At 65.7% G+C, this 16,833-nt stretch carries 18 protein-coding genes and 2 pseudogenes; 13 read left to right on the forward strand and 7 right to left on the reverse strand.

The genetic code is table 11. The features are described 5' to 3' along the window. The first annotated feature begins 72 nt into the window (after positions 1-72). The 4 genes and pseudogenes from KBY93_RS09285 (at position 73) to KBY93_RS09295 (ending at position 3,790) form a co-directional block, all read left to right on the forward strand. Positions 73-2,448 carry an arylsulfatase gene (locus KBY93_RS09285; RefSeq protein WP_255094050.1) on the forward strand — a complete coding sequence of 792 codons (2,376 nt, stop codon included), beginning with the start codon at positions 73-75 and terminating at the stop codon, positions 2,446-2,448. A 5-nt stretch (positions 2,449-2,453) separates the two neighbouring features. Continuing rightward, positions 2,454-3,122 carry a hypothetical protein gene (locus KBY93_RS09290; protein WP_255094051.1) on the forward strand — a complete coding sequence of 223 codons (669 nt, stop codon included), beginning with the start codon at positions 2,454-2,456 and terminating at the stop codon, positions 3,120-3,122. Further along, positions 3,121-3,246, forward strand: a pseudogene (locus tag KBY93_RS16280) (class I tRNA ligase family protein); the annotation flags it as partial. The gene KBY93_RS09290 and the pseudogene KBY93_RS16280, both read left to right, overlap by 2 nt. 52 nt (positions 3,247-3,298) lie before the next feature. Further along, a complete protein-coding gene (locus KBY93_RS09295; RefSeq protein WP_255094052.1) occupies positions 3,299-3,790 on the forward strand; it encodes a hypothetical protein in 492 nt (163 codons plus the stop codon). 196 nt (positions 3,791-3,986) lie between these two features. Here KBY93_RS09295 and KBY93_RS09300 read toward each other — a convergent pair whose 3' ends face one another. The 4 genes from KBY93_RS09300 to KBY93_RS09315 all read right to left on the reverse strand — a co-directional run bounded on the left by KBY93_RS09300 (position 3,987) and on the right by KBY93_RS09315 (position 6,922). Next, the gene (locus KBY93_RS09300; RefSeq protein WP_255094054.1) at positions 3,987-4,727 is read right to left on the reverse strand and encodes a hypothetical protein; all 741 of its coding nucleotides are present in this window, start codon (positions 4,725-4,727) and stop codon (positions 3,987-3,989) included. A gap of 444 nt (positions 4,728-5,171) precedes the next feature. Continuing rightward, positions 5,172-6,140, reverse strand: a complete 969-nt coding sequence (locus tag KBY93_RS09305; protein WP_255094056.1) for an META domain-containing protein — start codon at positions 6,138-6,140, stop codon at positions 5,172-5,174. A gap of 50 nt (positions 6,141-6,190) precedes the next feature. Then, on the reverse strand, positions 6,191-6,556 hold the full coding sequence (locus KBY93_RS09310; protein ID WP_255094057.1) for a hypothetical protein: 366 nt from the start codon (positions 6,554-6,556) through the stop codon (positions 6,191-6,193). A 57-nt stretch (positions 6,557-6,613) separates the two neighbouring features. Next, on the reverse strand, positions 6,614-6,922 hold the full coding sequence (locus KBY93_RS09315; RefSeq protein WP_255094058.1) for a hypothetical protein: 309 nt from the start codon (positions 6,920-6,922) through the stop codon (positions 6,614-6,616). Positions 6,923-7,107: 185 nt separating this feature from the next. Here KBY93_RS09315 and KBY93_RS09320 point away from each other — a divergent pair, with 185 nt between their 5' ends. From KBY93_RS09320 to KBY93_RS09335, 4 genes are all read left to right on the forward strand, one after another. Beyond that, positions 7,108-7,542, forward strand: a complete 435-nt coding sequence (locus KBY93_RS09320) for a hypothetical protein (protein ID WP_255094059.1) — start codon at positions 7,108-7,110, stop codon at positions 7,540-7,542. A gap of 87 nt (positions 7,543-7,629) precedes the next feature. Next, positions 7,630-7,845 (forward strand): CsbD family protein, encoded by a 216-nt coding sequence (locus KBY93_RS09325; protein WP_255094060.1) that lies wholly within the window; start codon positions 7,630-7,632, stop codon positions 7,843-7,845. A 28-nt stretch (positions 7,846-7,873) separates the two neighbouring features. Next, positions 7,874-8,500, forward strand: a complete 627-nt coding sequence (locus KBY93_RS09330) for a hypothetical protein (protein WP_255094061.1) — start codon at positions 7,874-7,876, stop codon at positions 8,498-8,500. A 70-nt stretch (positions 8,501-8,570) separates the two neighbouring features. Beyond that, positions 8,571-11,390 carry a valine--tRNA ligase gene (locus KBY93_RS09335; RefSeq protein ID WP_255094063.1) on the forward strand — a complete coding sequence of 940 codons (2,820 nt, stop codon included), beginning with the start codon at positions 8,571-8,573 and terminating at the stop codon, positions 11,388-11,390. 31 nt (positions 11,391-11,421) lie between these two features. Here the strand turns inward: KBY93_RS09335 and mscL are convergent, their stop codons facing one another. After that, complete coding sequence (gene mscL / locus KBY93_RS09340) at positions 11,422-11,799, reverse strand: large conductance mechanosensitive channel protein MscL (protein WP_255094064.1); 378 nt, start codon at positions 11,797-11,799, stop codon at positions 11,422-11,424. A 150-nt stretch (positions 11,800-11,949) separates the two neighbouring features. Between mscL and KBY93_RS09345 the strand changes: the two genes are divergently transcribed. Then, positions 11,950-12,624: a MarC family protein gene (locus KBY93_RS09345; protein ID WP_255094065.1), complete on the forward strand. Its 675-nt coding sequence runs from the start codon at positions 11,950-11,952 to the stop codon at positions 12,622-12,624. Between the two features lie 134 nt (positions 12,625-12,758). Here KBY93_RS09345 and KBY93_RS09350 read toward each other — a convergent pair whose 3' ends face one another. Then, entirely contained in the window at positions 12,759-13,202 is a 444-nt protein-coding gene (locus KBY93_RS09350; RefSeq protein ID WP_255094066.1) for a hypothetical protein, read from the reverse strand. Between the two features lie 107 nt (positions 13,203-13,309). Beyond that, positions 13,310-13,816 (reverse strand): DUF1643 domain-containing protein, encoded by a 507-nt coding sequence (locus tag KBY93_RS09355; protein ID WP_255094068.1) that lies wholly within the window; start codon positions 13,814-13,816, stop codon positions 13,310-13,312. A 104-nt stretch (positions 13,817-13,920) separates the two neighbouring features. Between KBY93_RS09355 and KBY93_RS09360 the strand changes: the two genes are divergently transcribed. The 4 genes and pseudogenes from KBY93_RS09360 to KBY93_RS09375 all read left to right on the forward strand — a co-directional run bounded on the left by KBY93_RS09360 (position 13,921) and on the right by KBY93_RS09375 (position 16,732). Continuing rightward, positions 13,921-14,535 carry a cytochrome b/b6 domain-containing protein gene (locus tag KBY93_RS09360; RefSeq protein ID WP_255094069.1) on the forward strand — a complete coding sequence of 205 codons (615 nt, stop codon included), beginning with the start codon at positions 13,921-13,923 and terminating at the stop codon, positions 14,533-14,535. Positions 14,536-14,543: 8 nt separating this feature from the next. Then, a pseudogene (locus tag KBY93_RS09365) lies at positions 14,544-15,263 on the forward strand (molybdopterin-dependent oxidoreductase). A 54-nt stretch (positions 15,264-15,317) separates the two neighbouring features. After that, positions 15,318-15,932 (forward strand): TVP38/TMEM64 family protein, encoded by a 615-nt coding sequence (locus tag KBY93_RS09370; RefSeq protein ID WP_399222919.1) that lies wholly within the window; start codon positions 15,318-15,320, stop codon positions 15,930-15,932. A 170-nt stretch (positions 15,933-16,102) separates the two neighbouring features. Continuing rightward, entirely contained in the window at positions 16,103-16,732 is a 630-nt protein-coding gene (locus KBY93_RS09375; protein ID WP_255094070.1) for a hypothetical protein, read from the forward strand. Positions 16,733-16,833: the final 101 nt, after the last annotated feature.

Raw genomic sequence — 16,833 nt, forward strand, 5'->3', positions numbered from 1 at the left:
GTCGGTTGCGCAAGTTGAATCAAGCCGGCACATTCTTCGTTCTTTGCTCTATCCCCACCAGGAATCCCAACCATGGCAGCAGCTGACTCCGTGCAACGCCAGATGCTGCCGATCCCCGATCAGTCCTATGGCGGCCTGATCACCTACGACGCCAGAGATCCGGATACCACCTATCCACCGATCCGGGATCTGCGGCCGCCGGCGGGAGCACCCAATGTGCTGGTCATCCTGCTGGATGATGTGGGGTTCGGGGCCTCCAGTGCCTTCGGCGGACCCTGCCACACCCCGAACATCGAGAAGCTGGCTGCCGGTGGGCTCAAGTACAACCGCTTCCACACCACTGCCCTCTGCTCACCGACACGGCAGGCCCTGCTCACCGGCCGCAACCACCATTCGGTGGGGATGGGCGGCATCACCGAGATCGCCACGGCCGCGCCCGGCTACAACTCGATCCTGCCGAACACCTGCGCTCCCCTGGCGCGCACCCTGAAGCTCAACGGCTACTCCACCGCGCAGTTCGGCAAGTGCCATGAGGTGCCCGTCTGGCAGACAAGCCCGATGGGCCCCTTCGATGCCTGGCCCACGGGCGGCGGTGGCTTCGAATACTTCTACGGCTTCATCGGGGGCGAAACCAACCAGTGGTATCCGGCGCTCTACGAAGGCACAACGCCGGTGGAACCGAAGAAGACACCCGAGCAGGGCTATCACCTCAGCGAGGATCTGACCATCAAGGCGATCCAATGGATCCGCCAGCAGAAGGCGCTGATGGCCGACAAGCCCTTCTTCACCTATTTCGCGCCTGGGGCCACCCATGCTCCGCACCATGTGCCGAAGGACTGGGCGAACAAGTACAAGGGCCAGTTCGACCAGGGTTGGGACAAGTTGAGAGAGGAAATCTTCGCCCGTCAGAAGCAGCTGGGGGTCATTCCTGCCGACTGTCAGCTCACCGAGCGCCATGGGGATATTCCCGCCTGGGACACGATCACGGCCGAAATGAAGCCGATTCTGGCCCGCCAGATGGAGGTTTATGCGGGCTTCCTGGAGCACACCGATCATCACATCGGACGCTTGATCGATGCACTTCAGGAGCTGGAGATTCTCGAAGACACGCTGATTTACGTGATCATCGGCGACAACGGCGCCTCAGCGGAGGGCTCTCTGCAGGGCTGCTTCAACGAGATGGCCCCGCTCACGGGCTTTGCCCACCTCGAAACCGCCGAGTTCCTCGCCGAGCGGTTGGACCTGCTGGGTGGAGTCGAGGCCTATAACCACTACGCGGTGGGCTGGGCCCACGCCATGAACACGCCCTACCAGTGGACGAAGCAGGTTGCCTCCCACTTCGGCGGCACCCGCAACGGCACCATCGTCCACTGGCCCAGGGGAATCCAGGCCAGGGGAGAAATCCGCAGCCAGTTCCATCATGTGATCGATGTGGCCCCCACCATCCTGGAAGCGGCGGGTCTGCCCCAGCCCACCTTTGTCAATGGAGTGCAGCAGCGTCCAATCGAGGGGGTGAGCATGGCCTATTCCTTCAACGATCCACAGGCGGCCGAACGGCGCCAGACCCAGTACTTCGAGATGGCGGGCAACCGCGGCATCTACCACAAGGGCTGGACGGCGGTGACCCGGCACCGCACCCCATGGGTGACCGGCCAGGTGCAACTGGCCGCTTTTGACGACGATGTCTGGGAGCTCTATGACACCAGCACCGACTGGACCCAGGCGCATGATCTGGCAAGGGAACATCCCCAGAAGCTCCATGAATTGCAGCGGCTGTGGCTGATCGAAGCCACCCGATACAACGTGCTACCGCTTGATGATCGCTTCGCCGAGCGTGCCAATCCCGAGATCGCCGGCCGGCCGCAGCTGATCAAGGGAACACGGCAATTGCTGTTCGGCGGCATGGGGCGGCTGAGCGAAAGCTCGATCGTCAACTTCAAGAACAAGTCGCACGCGATCACCGCCGAGGTGGTCGTGCCCGAAGCCGGTGCCGAGGGCGTCATCATCGCCCAGGGTGGTCTCACCGGTGGCTGGAGCCTCTATGCCAGAGAGAGCAAGCCGAAGTACTGCTACAACTTCTATGGCGTGAACCGCTACACGATTGCGGGCACAGCGGCGATTCCACCTGGAACTCACCAGGTGCGGATGGAGTTCGCCTATGACGGTGGCGGCCTGGCGAAAGGCGGCACGGTGTCGCTCTATGTGGATGGGCAGAAGGTCGGGGAAGGCCGGGTGGAGCAGACCGAACCGATGGTCTTCTCAGCCGACGAGACCTGCGACGTCGGTTTCGAAGCCGGTTCGCCGGTGACCGATGACTATCCGAGCGTCGGCGGCGCGTTCAGCGGTGAGGTGAACTGGGTGGAGATTGCCGTCGACAAGGACGCCGAGGATCTCGATCATCTGATCAGCCCGGAGGAAAGGCTGTGCTTAGCCATGGCTCTGCAGTAGATGGCGTGATCCAGAGCAAGTCCGTCAAATCCCTGCGCATCGAACTGCGCTGGTCCGCCGTTCTCGCCGTGGTCGTCCTCTGGGCGCTGGAGAGGGGGCTGCCGAACCGGTTCCGGCTCCTTCCTGCCGGCTTCGACTTCATCCTCTTCGGGACGGTTCTGATTCCGATGCTGGTTGTCGGGCTGACGGCCGGCAGCAGGAGGTGGTTGCGCATCGAGCGTGTCACCACCTGGCTCTTCGTTGCGGTCACCGGCAGCATCACGCTGGCGAATCTTGTCGTTCTGATTCAGGAGATGCTGTTCGGCCGAGGACAGCTCAATGCCATTGAACTGCTTGCCTCCGGCATGGCGATCTGGGTCTCCAACGTGGTCACGTTTTCCCTGGCGTTCTGGCATGTCGATCGCAGCGGCCCCGAGGCGAGGCTCAATCGTCTGCCTGTCCGGGCGGACTGGTTCTTCCCCCAGGAGGGGGTGCCCGATGCCGTGAGCCCTGACTGGCGCCCCACGTTCATTGATTACCTGTTCCTGGGCTTTTCGACGGCAACGGCCTTCAGCCCCACCGGGGCCATCCCGCTCAGCGCGCGGGCCATGCTGCTGATGATGCTCGAAAGCTCCATCTCCCTGTTGACCATCGCCGTGATCGCGGCCAGGGCCATCAACATCCTCGGCACGTGAGCCCAGGGCCACGAAGATCGATCCCGACGCGCCGGGTGAGCCCTTCTCGGTGGTGATCCCGCCGCCGAATGTGACCGGCAGCCTGCACATGGGCCACGGCTTCGAGACGGCCCTGATCGACACGCCCGCGACCGCGAGGCCCTTGATCACAATGGGTCCACTCCGCCACCCTTCCGATGGCTTCCGCCGCGGACTTCGATGCCCCCCTTCAGAAGCAGGGTCTGCCCCCCGCCTACCGCTACGAGGCCGCCGTGCACCAGGCTCAGGAGGCACTGCCGGGCAGCCTCGACGCCGTGGAGGCCTTTCGCTGCGGCCTGCCTGCCCTGTTCGAGCCCTGCCGGGTCGATGCAAACCGCGACGGATTTGCCGCCATGGTGACCTCCCAGCCCGAGAGCTTCGGTTTGACGGCCGGCGCCTCAGCCGAACAGGTGCGTGCTGTGATCGTGCGCGGGCTGGCCGCTGATTCCGATCTGGCCTTCCAGCTGCTGCCTGCCGGCGAGGAACCGCAGGCGGCCGACGGCGCGCTCCTCTTTCCACCGGAACAGGGCGAAACGGTGGCCGAGCACTGGATCTGGTGTGTGCATGCCCCTGCCTTCTTCCCCGGCCCCGCCTGGCTGTTGGTGCCCCGTCACGGGACTGAGCCTCCGTATGCCTACGGCTACCTGTGATGGATCGTCGTCGTCTCCCCTGAGGGCCAGGGAAGGATCAGCTGCGTCCTGACCTGCGAGGACACTCCCGCGAAACGGAGCCCTTGCGCACGGTGGGCTCAGCTTTTCAAGCTACGGATCAGTGCTGACGTGACCCCCACCAGCGTCCCCATGAACTGGGTTGGTGGTGGTGGTGGTCTTCAGGGCAGGGAGAGGATCAGTTGCAGTCGCTCTTCTTGGTGTACGTGATGGCCTGATAGCGGCCGTCGGTGGTGCGAATCGACACGCAGTTGCCCGTTTTGGGTTGCTGCCAGTAGGTGAAGGAACTGTCGGCCAATTTGGTGCCGCCGCGATAGGTGTAGCCCTTGGAGGTGAGGGTCCCTTCGGCCTGCCCCCCCTTGGCTCCTACCAGGGATTGCAGGTCGGAGACGGGAGCGCCTTCCCGAGCAGGCTCGGTTCTGGCGACAGGCTTGCCACTGATCAAAGCGCCGATCAGAGCGCCGATTCCAGCCCCGACCAGCTCACTGGAGTTGGCTTTCTGGGGCTGATCATCAAAGCGGGCATCGGGATTCTCGGCGCGGTCGAGACGCACGGAGAGCCTGCGCGCGGTGCCATCAGTCCAGCTGAAGACATCATGATCAGGCTGTTCCTTGTGCTGGACGCTGCGGATTCCAGAGTAGGTCTGCACACTCAGCGCCTGCACATTGGGGCCCGAGAAAATATATTCTGTGCCATCATCCAGCTTCACAACGTAAGCATCGACGCCGCCGGACTGTTTGTGCTTGAAGCCGCAATGTCCGTTGAAGGCTTCAGAGTTACCATCCATCAGCTTGCAACGGCCTTGCGCCCTGACCAGGACTTCGGCCATGGCCGCCGGGGCGAAGGGGGCGGACAGCCCTGCCAGGAGGAGGCCCGCGCCGCCGAGGGCGATGGATCTGCGACGAATCGAGGAAATCATGGCTGGTTAGGTGTGTTGCCGGCAGTCCCGATTGGAGCAGGGATGCTGAACGGGAGATTAATCTGCACCTCGATGCATCCGTTATCCTGAAATGGTGGTCACTCCAGCCTCCGTCATCGCCGCAGGTTGGTTCATTCAGTCAATCGTCGCTCTGGAGGCCAACAGGGGTCTGATCAGGCCAACCAAGGTCACCGGAGCCAGCAGTGGCCAGATCAGCAACAGGTCGAGGCGGATGTTGGCTTCTGGTGTCCGAACCAGCACCAACTACTCCCACGCCGCATAGATGATCCAGCTCGAAGCGGCCAGAAGGAGTGGGCGGGTGCGCCGGCGACTGGCACCTCCCCACCTGCGTAGCACTCCATAGTTCAATAGAAAAAATAGAGCCACCACAAGGATGTGGAGTGGTTGTGCGATAAAGATCTCGGCCAGCCATTGCATCGTTGATCAGCGACTCGGCAGCAGTGGAAGGCCATCAGCAAAACCGGGATCACCGACAAGAATCGGCGTCCCTGCCGGCGTCGGCTCGGCCGGAACACGCTCCTGTTCTACGTAGCGCTGGCCGTCAAATGTGTGGCGCAGGTAGGTGGTGGGGGCCCCGCCACCGGACTCCCGTTTCCAGAGATCTTGCCAGCCGCGTGTGCGCTGAGCTGAAACGATGATGGGGAGGCGCGTGATCGCCCAGCTGTCGATCAAGTGATACTCGATGCCGCTCTGTCGAAAGATCTGCAGGGTGCATCCCCCGGTTCCGCAGAAGGCTGGGCCCATCAGATACACGAACACCTCCTCGCTGCCATCGCCATTGAGGTCGTACCGGGCATGGACGTAGCGGGTGCGGCTTGCTCCCTGCTCCCCAGCGTTCCCCTGGCCCATGACATCAGGCGAGGCCCTCATGATGGCGGCCTCCAGCTTGGGATCAGGGCTGGCTGAGAACTGGCCTGCGGGCTGTACGGGCTCCCAGACGAGCAGCCCCCCATCAGCCAGCAAGCTGAGCGTCAGCCGGCCATCGTTCAGCCGATAGCCACGCACGAAGGCAGCCTGGGCGCCAAGCTTTTCGCCCAGGCTTGGAGGCGGGCAGAGGGCCCTGGTGGTGGCCAGTGGGCCCAGCCGCAGACTGCCGCTGCTGGGGTCGGCGCTGGGTTGGGCCGACCAGCCGCCGTTGGCCCGGTTGCAGTCGAGCCGCAGCTGCACCGTGCCGTCGCCGTTGAACTGAAGCGTGTACCGGGATGGATCGGCCGGCCGGGTGGTGCCCTGAGCATCGTCCATCGACTGCATCTCAACCAGGCGCCACTGGGTGCCTGCCAGGGGGGCGGCGGTGGCCGGTTTGGCCTGACTCCTGCCCGCCGCGCCAGGCAGAAGGGTGGCCGCCGTGACGGTGACAGCGGCCAAAACCAACGCGAGTGCTTTTCGGGCCATGTTGAACACTGGACGACCAGGTATCTCCACCATTGCAGCCCTGCAGGACCTCAGGGCGCTGCGACGCGAAGCACGTTGCCATCGGTCCCCTGCTCCACCAGCTGGAAGGAGCTGTTGCCGGAGAGCAGCCAGGTGCGTCCCTGGACGTCGCGGTAGGGGCGCCCCTTGCTGGTGGCAGCGCTGCTGGGCGTGAACACCCAGAAGGGCCGATCCCCGGAGGAGAAGTCGATCCTCAGCACCTCGCTGCCTTCCGCCTTGGTGATCACGCAAGTCTGCTGAACGGTGTTGAGCCTGCAGGGACGCTGGCTGATCCGCAGGCGACCGAAGTCTGAGGCATTGAAGCGGGCCGGCTGTGGGGCGGCCGCCACAGGGGAGGCCAGCAGCAGGGCGACCAGGGTGAGCATGGATCGGATCATGGCGACGGCAGGAAAGCTTGATTCGCTTCCATCCTCCATACAGACGAAGCAGGGGGCTCAGCCCTTCAAGAGGCGGCTGTAGGTCGGGACCCGTCGCTGTATCCAGGCCGCCATCGACCAGAGACCCAGGGAACTCGCCGCTCCCAGGGCCCCCATCACGCCGAATCCGATCACTCGATCGAGCAGCGATGGCGTCACACTCGGTTCACCGCCCCCCACAACCAACAGGAACAGCCAGAGGGCGAGACCGGCGAGGCAGCCTTCAAGCCCCGCCGCGGAAGCCTGTCCGCCGCCTGAGACGCGTCGAGCGCCAAGGTGGTGCTTCAGCCTGAGATGGGCTAGTCCCGAGAGCACAGCGAGCGCCACCACGAGCCAGACAAAACGGAGCGGTGGTGGCCGGTCGGCTCCTGCCAGCGCCACAGAGGTGCTGAGCAGGAACAGCCCACCCGCGCAGATCGCTGCAATTCGCGCTTCTCCTCGTTCCCTTCTCCCTCGAGCCTCGATGCTCCCCATCCCGACATCCCTCCGGAATCGCCAGCCCAGCGTTCAGCATGACCAACCACGTCATGGTTGAGCAGGGGAGCCTGCCGCCACGAACCAGCACCCGGCCAGCACGGCTCACCGTGTTGCTGTGCGGCGTCTCGGCCTTGCTCACCCTCACGCTCGCCCTCACCAGCGCTCCCCGCTGGCGAAGCAGCGATGGAGCGTTCCTGCTGCTGGCGCTGACGCCCTATCTGGGTGTTGGGGTACTGGCGATCATGCTGCTGCGCTCGCGGCGATGGGCCTGGAGCCTGTTCGGCCTCGCCGTGGCGCTGTCCCTGGCAGGCGTCGGGTGTTTCGCGCTGGACAGCTGGTCCTTCCACACCGTGGCCGAGTACCGGATGGTGCAGCGCTTCACCGTGATCGTGGTGCCGTTGCTGCACCTGGTGATCGTCGCCCCCTTCGCGCTGGTCGTCCTGCTCAGGGGGGCAGAGCATGGTCGTTGATGGAACCCATCAGAGTGGTGGCTACGGTCCCTGACAGAGAGGAAGGGGTCGTCCCGTTCCCTCTCGCCATCCCCTCGCTCGACGCCCATGAGCCTCGAAGACCAGATGAAGGCCACAGCCAAGGACGCCGAGGGCAAGCTCCAGGCCGCTGCTGGTGAACTCACCGGTGATCAGGGCTTGAAGGCGGAAGGCGAGGCCAAGCAGCTCCAGGCCAAGGTGATGGGTGCCACCGGCGACCTCAAGGACAAGGCCCAGGATGTGGCCCAGGCGATCGGTGAGGCCCTGGGCGGGAAGGGGGGCTGAGCTTTTCCGGAGCCGGGGGGTGGCACTGGTGCCGCCGCTGAAGGTCTTGCTCGCGCTGCTGGCGGCTGGGTGGTGGGGTTGCTGCCAAGCTCTCGGCGCCGTTCCGCCGCCGCCGGAACAGGGCACCGCGAACTGCTCCAATCCCACCTACGCCAGTGACCAGCTGGTGTGTGCTGATCCGGATCTGCTGGCCCTCGATCGCCGGATGGTTGTGCTCCTGGCTGAAGCCAGCCCGGCGGGCCCCGGTTCGCCGCTGCACTGGTTCGAACCGCAGCCCGACTGGTTCCGCAGGAGAAGCCTCTGCGCCTTCTCCGAACGGCATGCCGCCTGCCTGATAGCCGCCTACAGTGAGCGGATCGACCTCCTTGCCGCCCTGGCAGGGCGGGCTTCCGGCCAGACGCGCCCGGCCTTCCTGGCAACCTGCCCGGGCGCCCCCTGGGGCAACGGGCCGGTGCGCCTTCACCAGCCTGATCCGTCGCCACTCAGCATCCAGGATGGCCGGGGCAGGTTGCTGGTTTTGGCCAGCGCCCTCCAGCCTCAGGACGACTGGTCCCCGTTCGTTCGCATCGGCAATGACGCCAGGGGGATCCGGCTTGAGCCCCCTGGGGGCAGCGTCGTTCGCTGCCGGGCGCTTCCCGTTCGCCTCAACCCTTGAGCCGGAACTGAGATCGCCCCTGCACCGCCCTTTGAGACCATGGGGTCGACCTGCCTCCGCCCTGCCCGCCGTGACTGAGGCCCTGCCCAAGACCTACGACCCGGCCGGCACCGAGGCCCGCTGGCAGGCGGCCTGGGAGGCAGCGGGTGCCTTCCACCCCGAACCCGACGCGCCGGGTGAGCCCTTCAGCGTGGTGATCCCGCCTCCGAACGTGACCGGCAGCCTGCACATGGGCCACGGCTTCGAGACGGCCCTGATCGACACGATCGTGCGCTTCCAGCGGCTGCAGGGCAAGAACGTGCTCTGCCTGCCCGGCACCGACCACGCTTCGATCGCGGTGCAGACGATCCTGGAGAAGCAGATCCAGGCCGAGGGCGGCAGCAAAGACGATCTCGGCCGCGACGCCTTCCTTGAGCGCGCCTGGGCCTGGAAGGCAGGCAGCGGCGGCACGATCGTGGGCCAGCTGCGGCGGCTGGGCTACTCGGTGGATTGGCGCCGTGAGCGCTTCACGCTCGATCCCGGCCTCAACAAAGCCGTGGTGGAGGCCTTCGTGCGCCTGCACGAGCAGGGGCTGATCTACCGGGGCGAATACCTGGTGAACTGGTGTCCGGCTTCGGGATCGGCGGTGAGCGATCTGGAAGTGGAGATGAAGGAGCTCGACGGGCACCTCTGGCACTTCCGCTACCCGCTCAGCGGCGGGGCCGGCACCGACGGCACCGACCACCTGGTGGTGGCCACCACCCGCCCCGAAACTCTGCTGGGTGACACCGGCGTGGCTGTGCACCCAGGCGACAGCCGCTACGCGGCCCTGATTGGCCAAACAATCACCCTGCCCCTGGTGGGCCGCCAGATTCCGATCGTGGCCGACGAGCATGTGGATCCGGTCTTCGGCACAGGCTGCGTCAAGGTCACCCCTGCCCACGACCCCAACGATTTCGCGATCGGTGCCCGCCACGGTCTTCCGCTGATCACGGTGATGGCCAAGGACGGCACGATGAACGCCGCGGCCGGACGCTTCGCCGGACTGGATCGCTTCGAGGCGCGCACGGCGGTGGTGGCGGCGATGGAAGCGGAGGGGTTCCTGGTGAAGGTGGAGCCCCACCGCCACAGCGTGCCTTTCTCGGATCGCGGCAAGGTGCCGGTGGAGCCGCTGCTCTCCACCCAGTGGTTTGTGCAGGCCGAGCCGCTGGCAGCCCGCTGCCGCGAAGCGCTCGATCAGGGCGAGCCCCGCTTCGTGCCGCAGCGCTGGGAGAAGGTCTACCGCGACTGGCTCACTGACATCCGCGACTGGTGCATCAGCCGCCAGCTCTGGTGGGGTCACCGCATCCCCGCCTGGTTCGTGGTGAGTGAAACGGGCGGGATGATCAGCGAGTCCACCCCCTATGTGGTGGCCCGCGATGCGGCTGAGGCCCAGGCGAAGGCGGAGGCCCAGTTCGGCGACGCCAGCCGGGCTGCGGGCCGCCAGCTGCAGCTGGAGCAAGACCCCGACGTGCTCGACACCTGGTTCTCCAGCGGCCTCTGGCCCTTCTCCACCCTGGGCTGGCCCGACGAAACCGCCGCCGATCTGGCTACCTGGTACCCCACCAGCGTGCTGGTGACCGGCTTCGACATCATCTTCTTCTGGGTGGCGCGGATGACGATGCTTGCCGGTGCCTTCACCGGCCGCATGCCCTTCGCCGACGTGATGATCCACGGCCTGGTGCGGGATGAGAACAACCGCAAGATGAGCAAGAGTGCCGGCAACGGCATCGATCCGCTGCCGCTGATCGAGCGTTACGGCGCCGACGCCCTGCGCTTCGCCCTGGTGCGCGAAGTGGCCGGCGCCGGCCAGGACATCCGCCTTGACTACGACCGCGTCAGTGGCAGCTCGGCCACAGTGGAGGCAGCGCGCAACTTCGCCAACAAGCTCTGGAACGCCAGCCGCTTCGCGCTGATGAACCTGGGCGGTGAAACCCCCGCCAGCCTGGGGGAACCCGATCCGGCAGCGCTCACCCTGGCGGACCGCTGGATCCTGTCGCGGCTGGCACGGGTGAACGGCGAAACGGCGGACCGCTACGGCAGCTACGCCCTCGGTGAGGCGGCCAAGGGGCTCTACGAGTTCGCCTGGAACGAAGTGTGCGACTGGACGATCGAGCTGCTCAAGCGGCGGCTCAATCCCCGCCCTGCCACCGAGGGGGACCCCATCAGCCCTGAGGCTCTGGCCGACCAGCGCGTGGCCCGCCAGGTGCTGGCCAAGGTGCTCGCTGAGCTGCTGGTGCTGCTGCATCCGCTGATGCCCCACCTGAGTGAGGAGCTGTGGCACGGTCTCACCGGCGCGCCTGAGGCCACCTTCCTGGCCCTGCAGGCCTGGCCGGCGGTGGAAGAGGCCGCCCTGGACGCCCCCCTGGAGGCCCAGTTCGCTGAGCTGATCGAGGCGATTCGGGTGGTGCGCAACCTGCGGGCCGTGGCAGGCCTCAAGCCGTCACAGGCGGCACCGGTGGTGTTCGTCACCGGCCGCCCGGAGCTGGCGGCCGTGCTGCGGGAGGCCACCGGAGACATCACCGCTCTCACCCGTGCCGCCTCGGTGGAGGTGCGCGAGACCAAAGCCACCGGCGCGGACGATGCTGTCGGCAGCACGCCCGTGAGCGCCCGCTGCCTGGCGGCCGTGAGCGGCGAACTGCAGGTGCTGCTGCCGATCGAGGGCCTGGTCGATCTCGACGCCCTGCGCGGCCGCCTGGAGAAAGACATCGCCAAGGCAGAGAAGGAGATCAAGGGCCTGAGCGGCCGCCTGGCCAACCCCAACTTTGCGGGCAAGGCCCCACCGGAGGTGGTGGCCGAATGCCAGGCCAACCTGGCCGAAGCCGAAGCCCAGGCGACGCTGGCGCGGGGGCGGCTGGAGGGACTGGGCTGAGCGGTCGCCGCCGATCAGCTCCTCGTTGCCCCTACAGCCCCTTGCGGTCCAGAGCATCCGCCAGGCGGGTCACCGCCGAGGCCAGCTGGGCCTGCACGTCGGGGGCTGCCACTGCTTCTTCCTTGCGCTTGATTGCCTCGATAGCCCGCACAATCAGGTACACGACGAAGGCAATCACCACGAAATTGATCAGCGCCACGATCACGGCACCGGCCGGCCAGGCATTGATCGAATCGACGTTTGCCGCCTTGAGCGCGGGGGTGAGCAGTGTGCCCATAACCAGGCTCACCACCGCGTCCACCACCTTGCCGAAGGCGCCGGCGATAACCACCGCCACGGCGAGGTCAACCACATTGCCCTGGTTGATGAACGCCTGGAAATCGGCGAGAAAACTGGATCGGCGGGCCATGGCCAGATGAACAAATAATCCGGCCACCTTACGCCTGTGTAGTGGGGCATTCAGTTCCATACAAGCGGTGAGGCCTGAGTGAGGTGATGATGACCAGGGACTGGATCCTCTCCCGATCAGCCCCAAGATTTTTGCTGAGGCCTTCCCTGTATGGATGTTCCCATTCTCTGGAATTTTGTGATCACATCCTTCGCCCTGATGAATCCGCTGGGCATGGTGCCTATTTTCCTGACTTTAACGGCAGGTGAGCGGAAAGACGTTCAGCGGCTGGTGGCGTTGTTCGTTGCAATCACGGTGCTGGCGCTGCTGCTGGTTTTCATGTTCCTGGGAACGCCCATCCTCAACTTCTTCGGGATCTCGCTCGATTCCTTCCGGATCGCAGGTGGCATTCTGCTGCTTGGGATCGGGATCAACATTGTCAATGGCGTGGAAGTGAATCCATCGCGGACATTGATCAACAAAGGTGCTGAAGCTGGAAGCTGGGCCGAGGCCAGATCTGTCTACCAACAGATTGTGATCCCGATGGCGATGCCGCTGCTGGTAGGGCCTGGAGTGATTGCCAATGTCATCCTCTATGCCAATGAGATCGAATCCATGAAGCAAGATCTGCTCAACTTCGAGCTGGTGGGCGGAACGCTTCTGCTGAGCCTGGTCGTCCTGTTGATCTTCTGTTCGGGAAAATGGTTGCAGTTGGTGTTGGGCGACGTTGGGATGAGCATTCTGCAGCGGGTGATGGGCCTGTTCGTGGCGGCGATGGGGGTTCAGTTCATTGCTACTGGTTCTGTCAACACCATTCTCAAGCAGCTGGTTCCGGCGTTCCGTTAGTCCACAAAGGCTGACTGGTACGAAGCCCCCCGGATGCAGGCCCTGGAATTCATTTGTACATCTCCCGGGTCACACCAGTCATGGCCACCACCCACCTCAATGTGGTCGAGAGCTGGGTGGCCTGGAGCGGTGGCCTAAAGCAGCGACGTCTGGTGATCCACCGGCTCCAGCTGGGGAGCCGGTGGCCGCTCCTCGGCCTCACCGGCTTTCACCTCCAGGGCCTGCTCGATCACACGGTCGGTGAGGGTGTCGAAGTAGGCGGTCAGGGTCTGCTGCAGTTCCAGGAATTCCGGCCAGAGGGTTTCATTCACGAAGCTGCGGCTCAGGCGTGCCATCACGGTGGTGCGCCGCTGGCCGCGGTAGCGGTATGGGGTGATGCCGTAGCGCCGCATAAGCGCCACGAACAGATGGCGCGACCACTGATCGGCGAGGGAGAAGCGGAACTCCACCGGCGGCTCCTCGGATGCCAGCTGGGCGAGGCGGGCCTGGATCCGCTCGCGGGCCCGCTCGGCCGCCACCCGTTCACCTTCGCTGCCGGGCCTGGCGAACAGCGCCTCAATGCGGCGCAGCTTGTCCACAAGCTGGTCTTCCGGGCTGCCCGGAGGGGCGCTGACGGTTCGGATGCGGCGGGCGATGGGGCTTCTCTCCGGGGCGCTGGCCTGCCAACGTAAGGCTGTCTGCCGGGTCAGTCACCCTTCGTGCTGAGCACTTGACGTTGGTCACGCGGCCCAGCCCAGGGTGTTGGCGATAACCCCCGGGGCAGGTAGAGCGGGTGCATCGGATGGCCAGCCTGGCTCAGGCGAAGACAGTGCAGGCCCGGCAGGCGCGCGGCCAGCTCGGCATCGCGGCCCAGATGGCGGCCGTGCACGCCCCAGGCGGCAAGCTTCAGCGCGGCCTGACCGGCCATGGCCAGCAGATGGTGATCGTTCTCAGGGCCAACCGGATCCGCTGCCGCTTTCATGGCTTCAGGAAGCCTCGCCCGAAAGGCGAACAGGTTGGTGAGACACAACCCGCCATAGCCCCAGTCCCTGGCGTAACCGATGCAGCGCCGCACGGTTGGATCGTCGCTCCGGGCGTCGGCCGTGCTGGGGTTCAGGCCGATGACCATCATCAAGGCCCCGGCAGGCTCCCACCGCCGCCAGAGGCTGTAGCGGTAATGGCCACATGGGCTGAAAACAGCGCTCCTCTCCATGGGCCCATCCTCCGGCCATCCCTCCGGCCCTACCTCCAGCCATCCGTCCGCCACGCTCATCGGTACCCCTTTCAGAAATCCAACCCCCTTCTTGCCTTGAGCTGATGCCTGAGCCCCCGGACCGTCCAGCGCCCATCCGGCTCGCTCCGCTCTGGACCCGGGCCTTCCATACCTTCAACTTGCTGGTACTGCTGGTGATGGCGTCCAGTGGCCTGCAGATCTACAACGCCAATCCGGTGTTCGGTGGCCGCGGCGGCGCCACCGTTCCGGAGTCCCTCACCCTGGGGGGCTGGCTGGCTGGCGGCCGCGACTCGCACTTCGGTTTCATGGGGCTCTATGCCCTCAACCTCGGTCTCTGGATCGTCCTGCTGCTGGTGCAGCGGCGCCGGCGTCTGGCCAAGGGGGGTGACTTGATCACCATCAAGGGCAGCGGCAACAGCGGCAAGCGCCGACTGGCGAGCCACCGGGTGGTGTACAGCCTGATGCTGGTCCTGCTGGCCTTCAGCCTGATCACCGGCTTGGCCATGTTCAAACCAGCGCAGTTCTGGTGGCTTTCGGGGCTGTTTGCTTTCGGTGAGGCCTTCGGCGTCAGCGCCTGGCAGACCCTGAGGGTGTGCCATTTCGCCACGATCCCCGCCATCGCTCTGCTGTTGATCGCCCACGTGCTGCTCTCATGGCGCATCGGTGGCCTGCGCCTGCTGCGCTCGATGCTCGCTTGAGTTCTGTCATGAGCCGCCACCTGGATCCCCGCCATCTGATCAGCCGCCGCCGGCTGCTGGGCTTTGGCTTGTCGGGCGGCTCGAGCCTGCTGCTGGGGGGCTGTGCTCTCAATGGCTTCAGCGAGAAAGTGGGGGAGGCCAGCGAGCCCCTCAATCAGCGCCTGGAAGCCCTGCTGCAGGGCCGAGGGCCGGTGCCGGAATTCCGGCCCGATCAGGTCGATCCCGCTGCTCTGTTGGTCAACAGTTTCAACGGCATACCCCGCCTCAATCCCGCCAGCTATCGGCTACGGGTGGAGGGTCTGGTGAGTCGGCCGCTCCAGCTCGATCTGGCGGCCCTTGCGGCCCTGCCGCAGCACAGCGTGATCATGCGCCACGTCTGCGTGGAGGGCTGGGCGGCGATTGTGGCCTGGTCGGGGGTACGCCTGGCCGATGTGCTCACCCTGGCGGGGATCTCCCCCCTAGGCGGCTACATCGAGATCGACTCGGCCGATCAGTACTTCGAGAGCTGGGACCTGGCTTAGGCTCTTCACCCCCAGACCCTCCTGGCCACTGCCATGAACGGCGCGCCACTGCCCGTGACCAATGGTGCCCCCGTGCGCCTCGCCACCCCGATCAAGCTGGGCTACAAGCTCAGCAAGTGGGTCACGGGCCTGCGGGTGGTTTCAAGTCTGGGGATACGTCGTGGCACCTGGGAAGACCAGGGCTACGAATGGTTTGCGGGTCTCTGAGCACGGCAGCCCCGCCGTCCCTGCCAGTGTTGGGTCATCTGCGCGGTCCTGCTTGTGGACCTCTCTCCCTGGCTAGAGGGGCTGCTGCCAGCCCTGCGTTCACCAGCCGGCGCCGTGGCTTTCGTGCCGCTTTATGCCCTCTGGGTGACGCTGCTGCTGCCAGGTGTGTGGGCTTCGATGCTGGCCGGTGCGCTCTACGGCGCCCTCTGGGGCAGCCTGATCGTGTTCGTGGGGGCGTCGCTGGGCGCCATGGCCGTTTTTCTGCTGGGCCGGCACTGGCTGCGCACCTGGACCCGCCGCCGGCTGCAGGCTTTCCCGAAGCTGTTGGCGATCGAGCGGGCGGTGAGCCAGGAGGGCCTCAAGCTGGTGCTGCTCACCCGGCTTTCGCCGGCCTTTCCGTTCAGCCTGCTCAACCTGGCCTATGGCCTGAGCGAGGTGAGCCTGCGTGATTACGTGATCGGGCTGATCGCAATCCTGCCCGGCACGGTGCTGTTCTGCGTCCTGGGAGATCTGGCCGGCGATGTGGCCCGCTTCGGCGATGTGCTCCATGGCGAGGCCGATGCCGGTACCTGGGCTCTGCGGATCCTGGGCCTGATCGCAACCGTGAGCTCGATCTGGCTGGCCGGCCGAGCAGCGCAGCGGGCGCTGGAGCGGATGGAGCCGCGCTGAGCAGATCACCAACCCCCAGCCTGCGTGATGGCCACCAGCGGCAGGATGGGTGCCATTCACCTCAGGCTTCACCGGCTGGCACCTTGATCAATTGTTCCCAGCTTCACGGCGCCAGGGGCGCAAGTGCCTTTGGCTCCCTAACCACTCTGCTGCTGATCGCGCCGCCAGCCATGGCCGGATCTACTGCGATCGGTCCAGCACCGGTGCTGGCCACCAGCTTCCAGGCCCTTTGCGGCGGCAGTCCATGCACAATCGTGCTTGATCAGCGTGGGATCGCCGGACCGGCGGGCTTCATCCCTGCTGCGGGGATCAGCCGCTGGGTGACCACCGGGGCGGGGGGAGATCCTCCGGGCCTGGGGGAGGTGGTGGGTGCCAGCACCCTGAACATGATGAAATCGGCGGCGGGCCTCGTGGTGCCGGTGTACATCACCGCTCCCCTGGGCTTGCTCGGTGGTCTGCTGCGCGGGGCTGGTGCCAACCGCGACGGGGAGGACGGACCGCGGCGCTTCCTGGTGGTGGGCCAGGACCGGGATGGGCGGACGATCGAGCACCAATTCGAGTTCGTGAACCAGAAGCCGGCCCGCCAGGTGCGCATTGCCCTGGCGATGGTGAGCGGGTTGGCCATGGGTGAAACTCGCCGGCCGGCGGATGAATCGCTGCCGTTGGAGGGGACCGCGGCCTCTCCCAGCAGCAGCGGCGACTGGCCGGCCTACCTGCAGGACCGCGGCCTGGTGGAGTGGGCCGCCAGCAACCCGCAACTGGCCGAGGCGTTGCGGCAACGGCTGTTCCCGGCACCCTGAGTTCCGCGTCGGACTGGGACTTACCAGCAGGGCGATCTCCCCGCCTTGGGCACGCTTCCATACGTCGCCGCCTTGAATCCCTCTCTACTTCCGCTGGGTGA

Source organism: Synechococcus sp. J7-Johnson, from assembly GCF_024345795.1.
In the GTDB taxonomy this organism is placed as follows: Bacteria; Cyanobacteriota; Cyanobacteriia; order PCC-6307; family Cyanobiaceae; genus Regnicoccus_A.

Bases quoted from the DNA above. Each gene is read 5' to 3' on its own strand.
- KBY93_RS09325 (WP_255094060.1), top strand. From the start codon at position 7,630: ATGAGCCTCGAAGACCAGATGAAGGCCACAGCCAAGGACGCCGAGGGC.
- KBY93_RS09355 (WP_255094068.1), bottom strand. From the start codon at position 13,816: ATGGAGAGGAGCGCTGTTTTCAGCCCATGTGGCCATTACCGCTACAGC.
- KBY93_RS09305 (WP_255094056.1), bottom strand. From the start codon at position 6,140: ATGGCCCGAAAAGCACTCGCGTTGGTTTTGGCCGCTGTCACCGTCACG.
- KBY93_RS09375 (WP_255094070.1), top strand. From the start codon at position 16,103: ATGGCCGGATCTACTGCGATCGGTCCAGCACCGGTGCTGGCCACCAGC.
- KBY93_RS09320 (WP_255094059.1), top strand. From the start codon at position 7,108: ATGACCAACCACGTCATGGTTGAGCAGGGGAGCCTGCCGCCACGAACC.
- KBY93_RS09295 (WP_255094052.1), top strand. From the start codon at position 3,299: ATGGCTTCCGCCGCGGACTTCGATGCCCCCCTTCAGAAGCAGGGTCTG.
- KBY93_RS09285 (WP_255094050.1), top strand. From the start codon at position 73: ATGGCAGCAGCTGACTCCGTGCAACGCCAGATGCTGCCGATCCCCGAT.
- mscL (WP_255094064.1), bottom strand. From the start codon at position 11,799: ATGGCCCGCCGATCCAGTTTTCTCGCCGATTTCCAGGCGTTCATCAAC.
- KBY93_RS09310 (WP_255094057.1), bottom strand. From the start codon at position 6,556: ATGATCCGATCCATGCTCACCCTGGTCGCCCTGCTGCTGGCCTCCCCT.
- KBY93_RS09360 (WP_255094069.1), top strand. From the start codon at position 13,921: ATGCCTGAGCCCCCGGACCGTCCAGCGCCCATCCGGCTCGCTCCGCTC.
- KBY93_RS09345 (WP_255094065.1), top strand. From the start codon at position 11,950: ATGGATGTTCCCATTCTCTGGAATTTTGTGATCACATCCTTCGCCCTG.
- KBY93_RS09300 (WP_255094054.1), bottom strand. From the start codon at position 4,727: ATGATTTCCTCGATTCGTCGCAGATCCATCGCCCTCGGCGGCGCGGGC.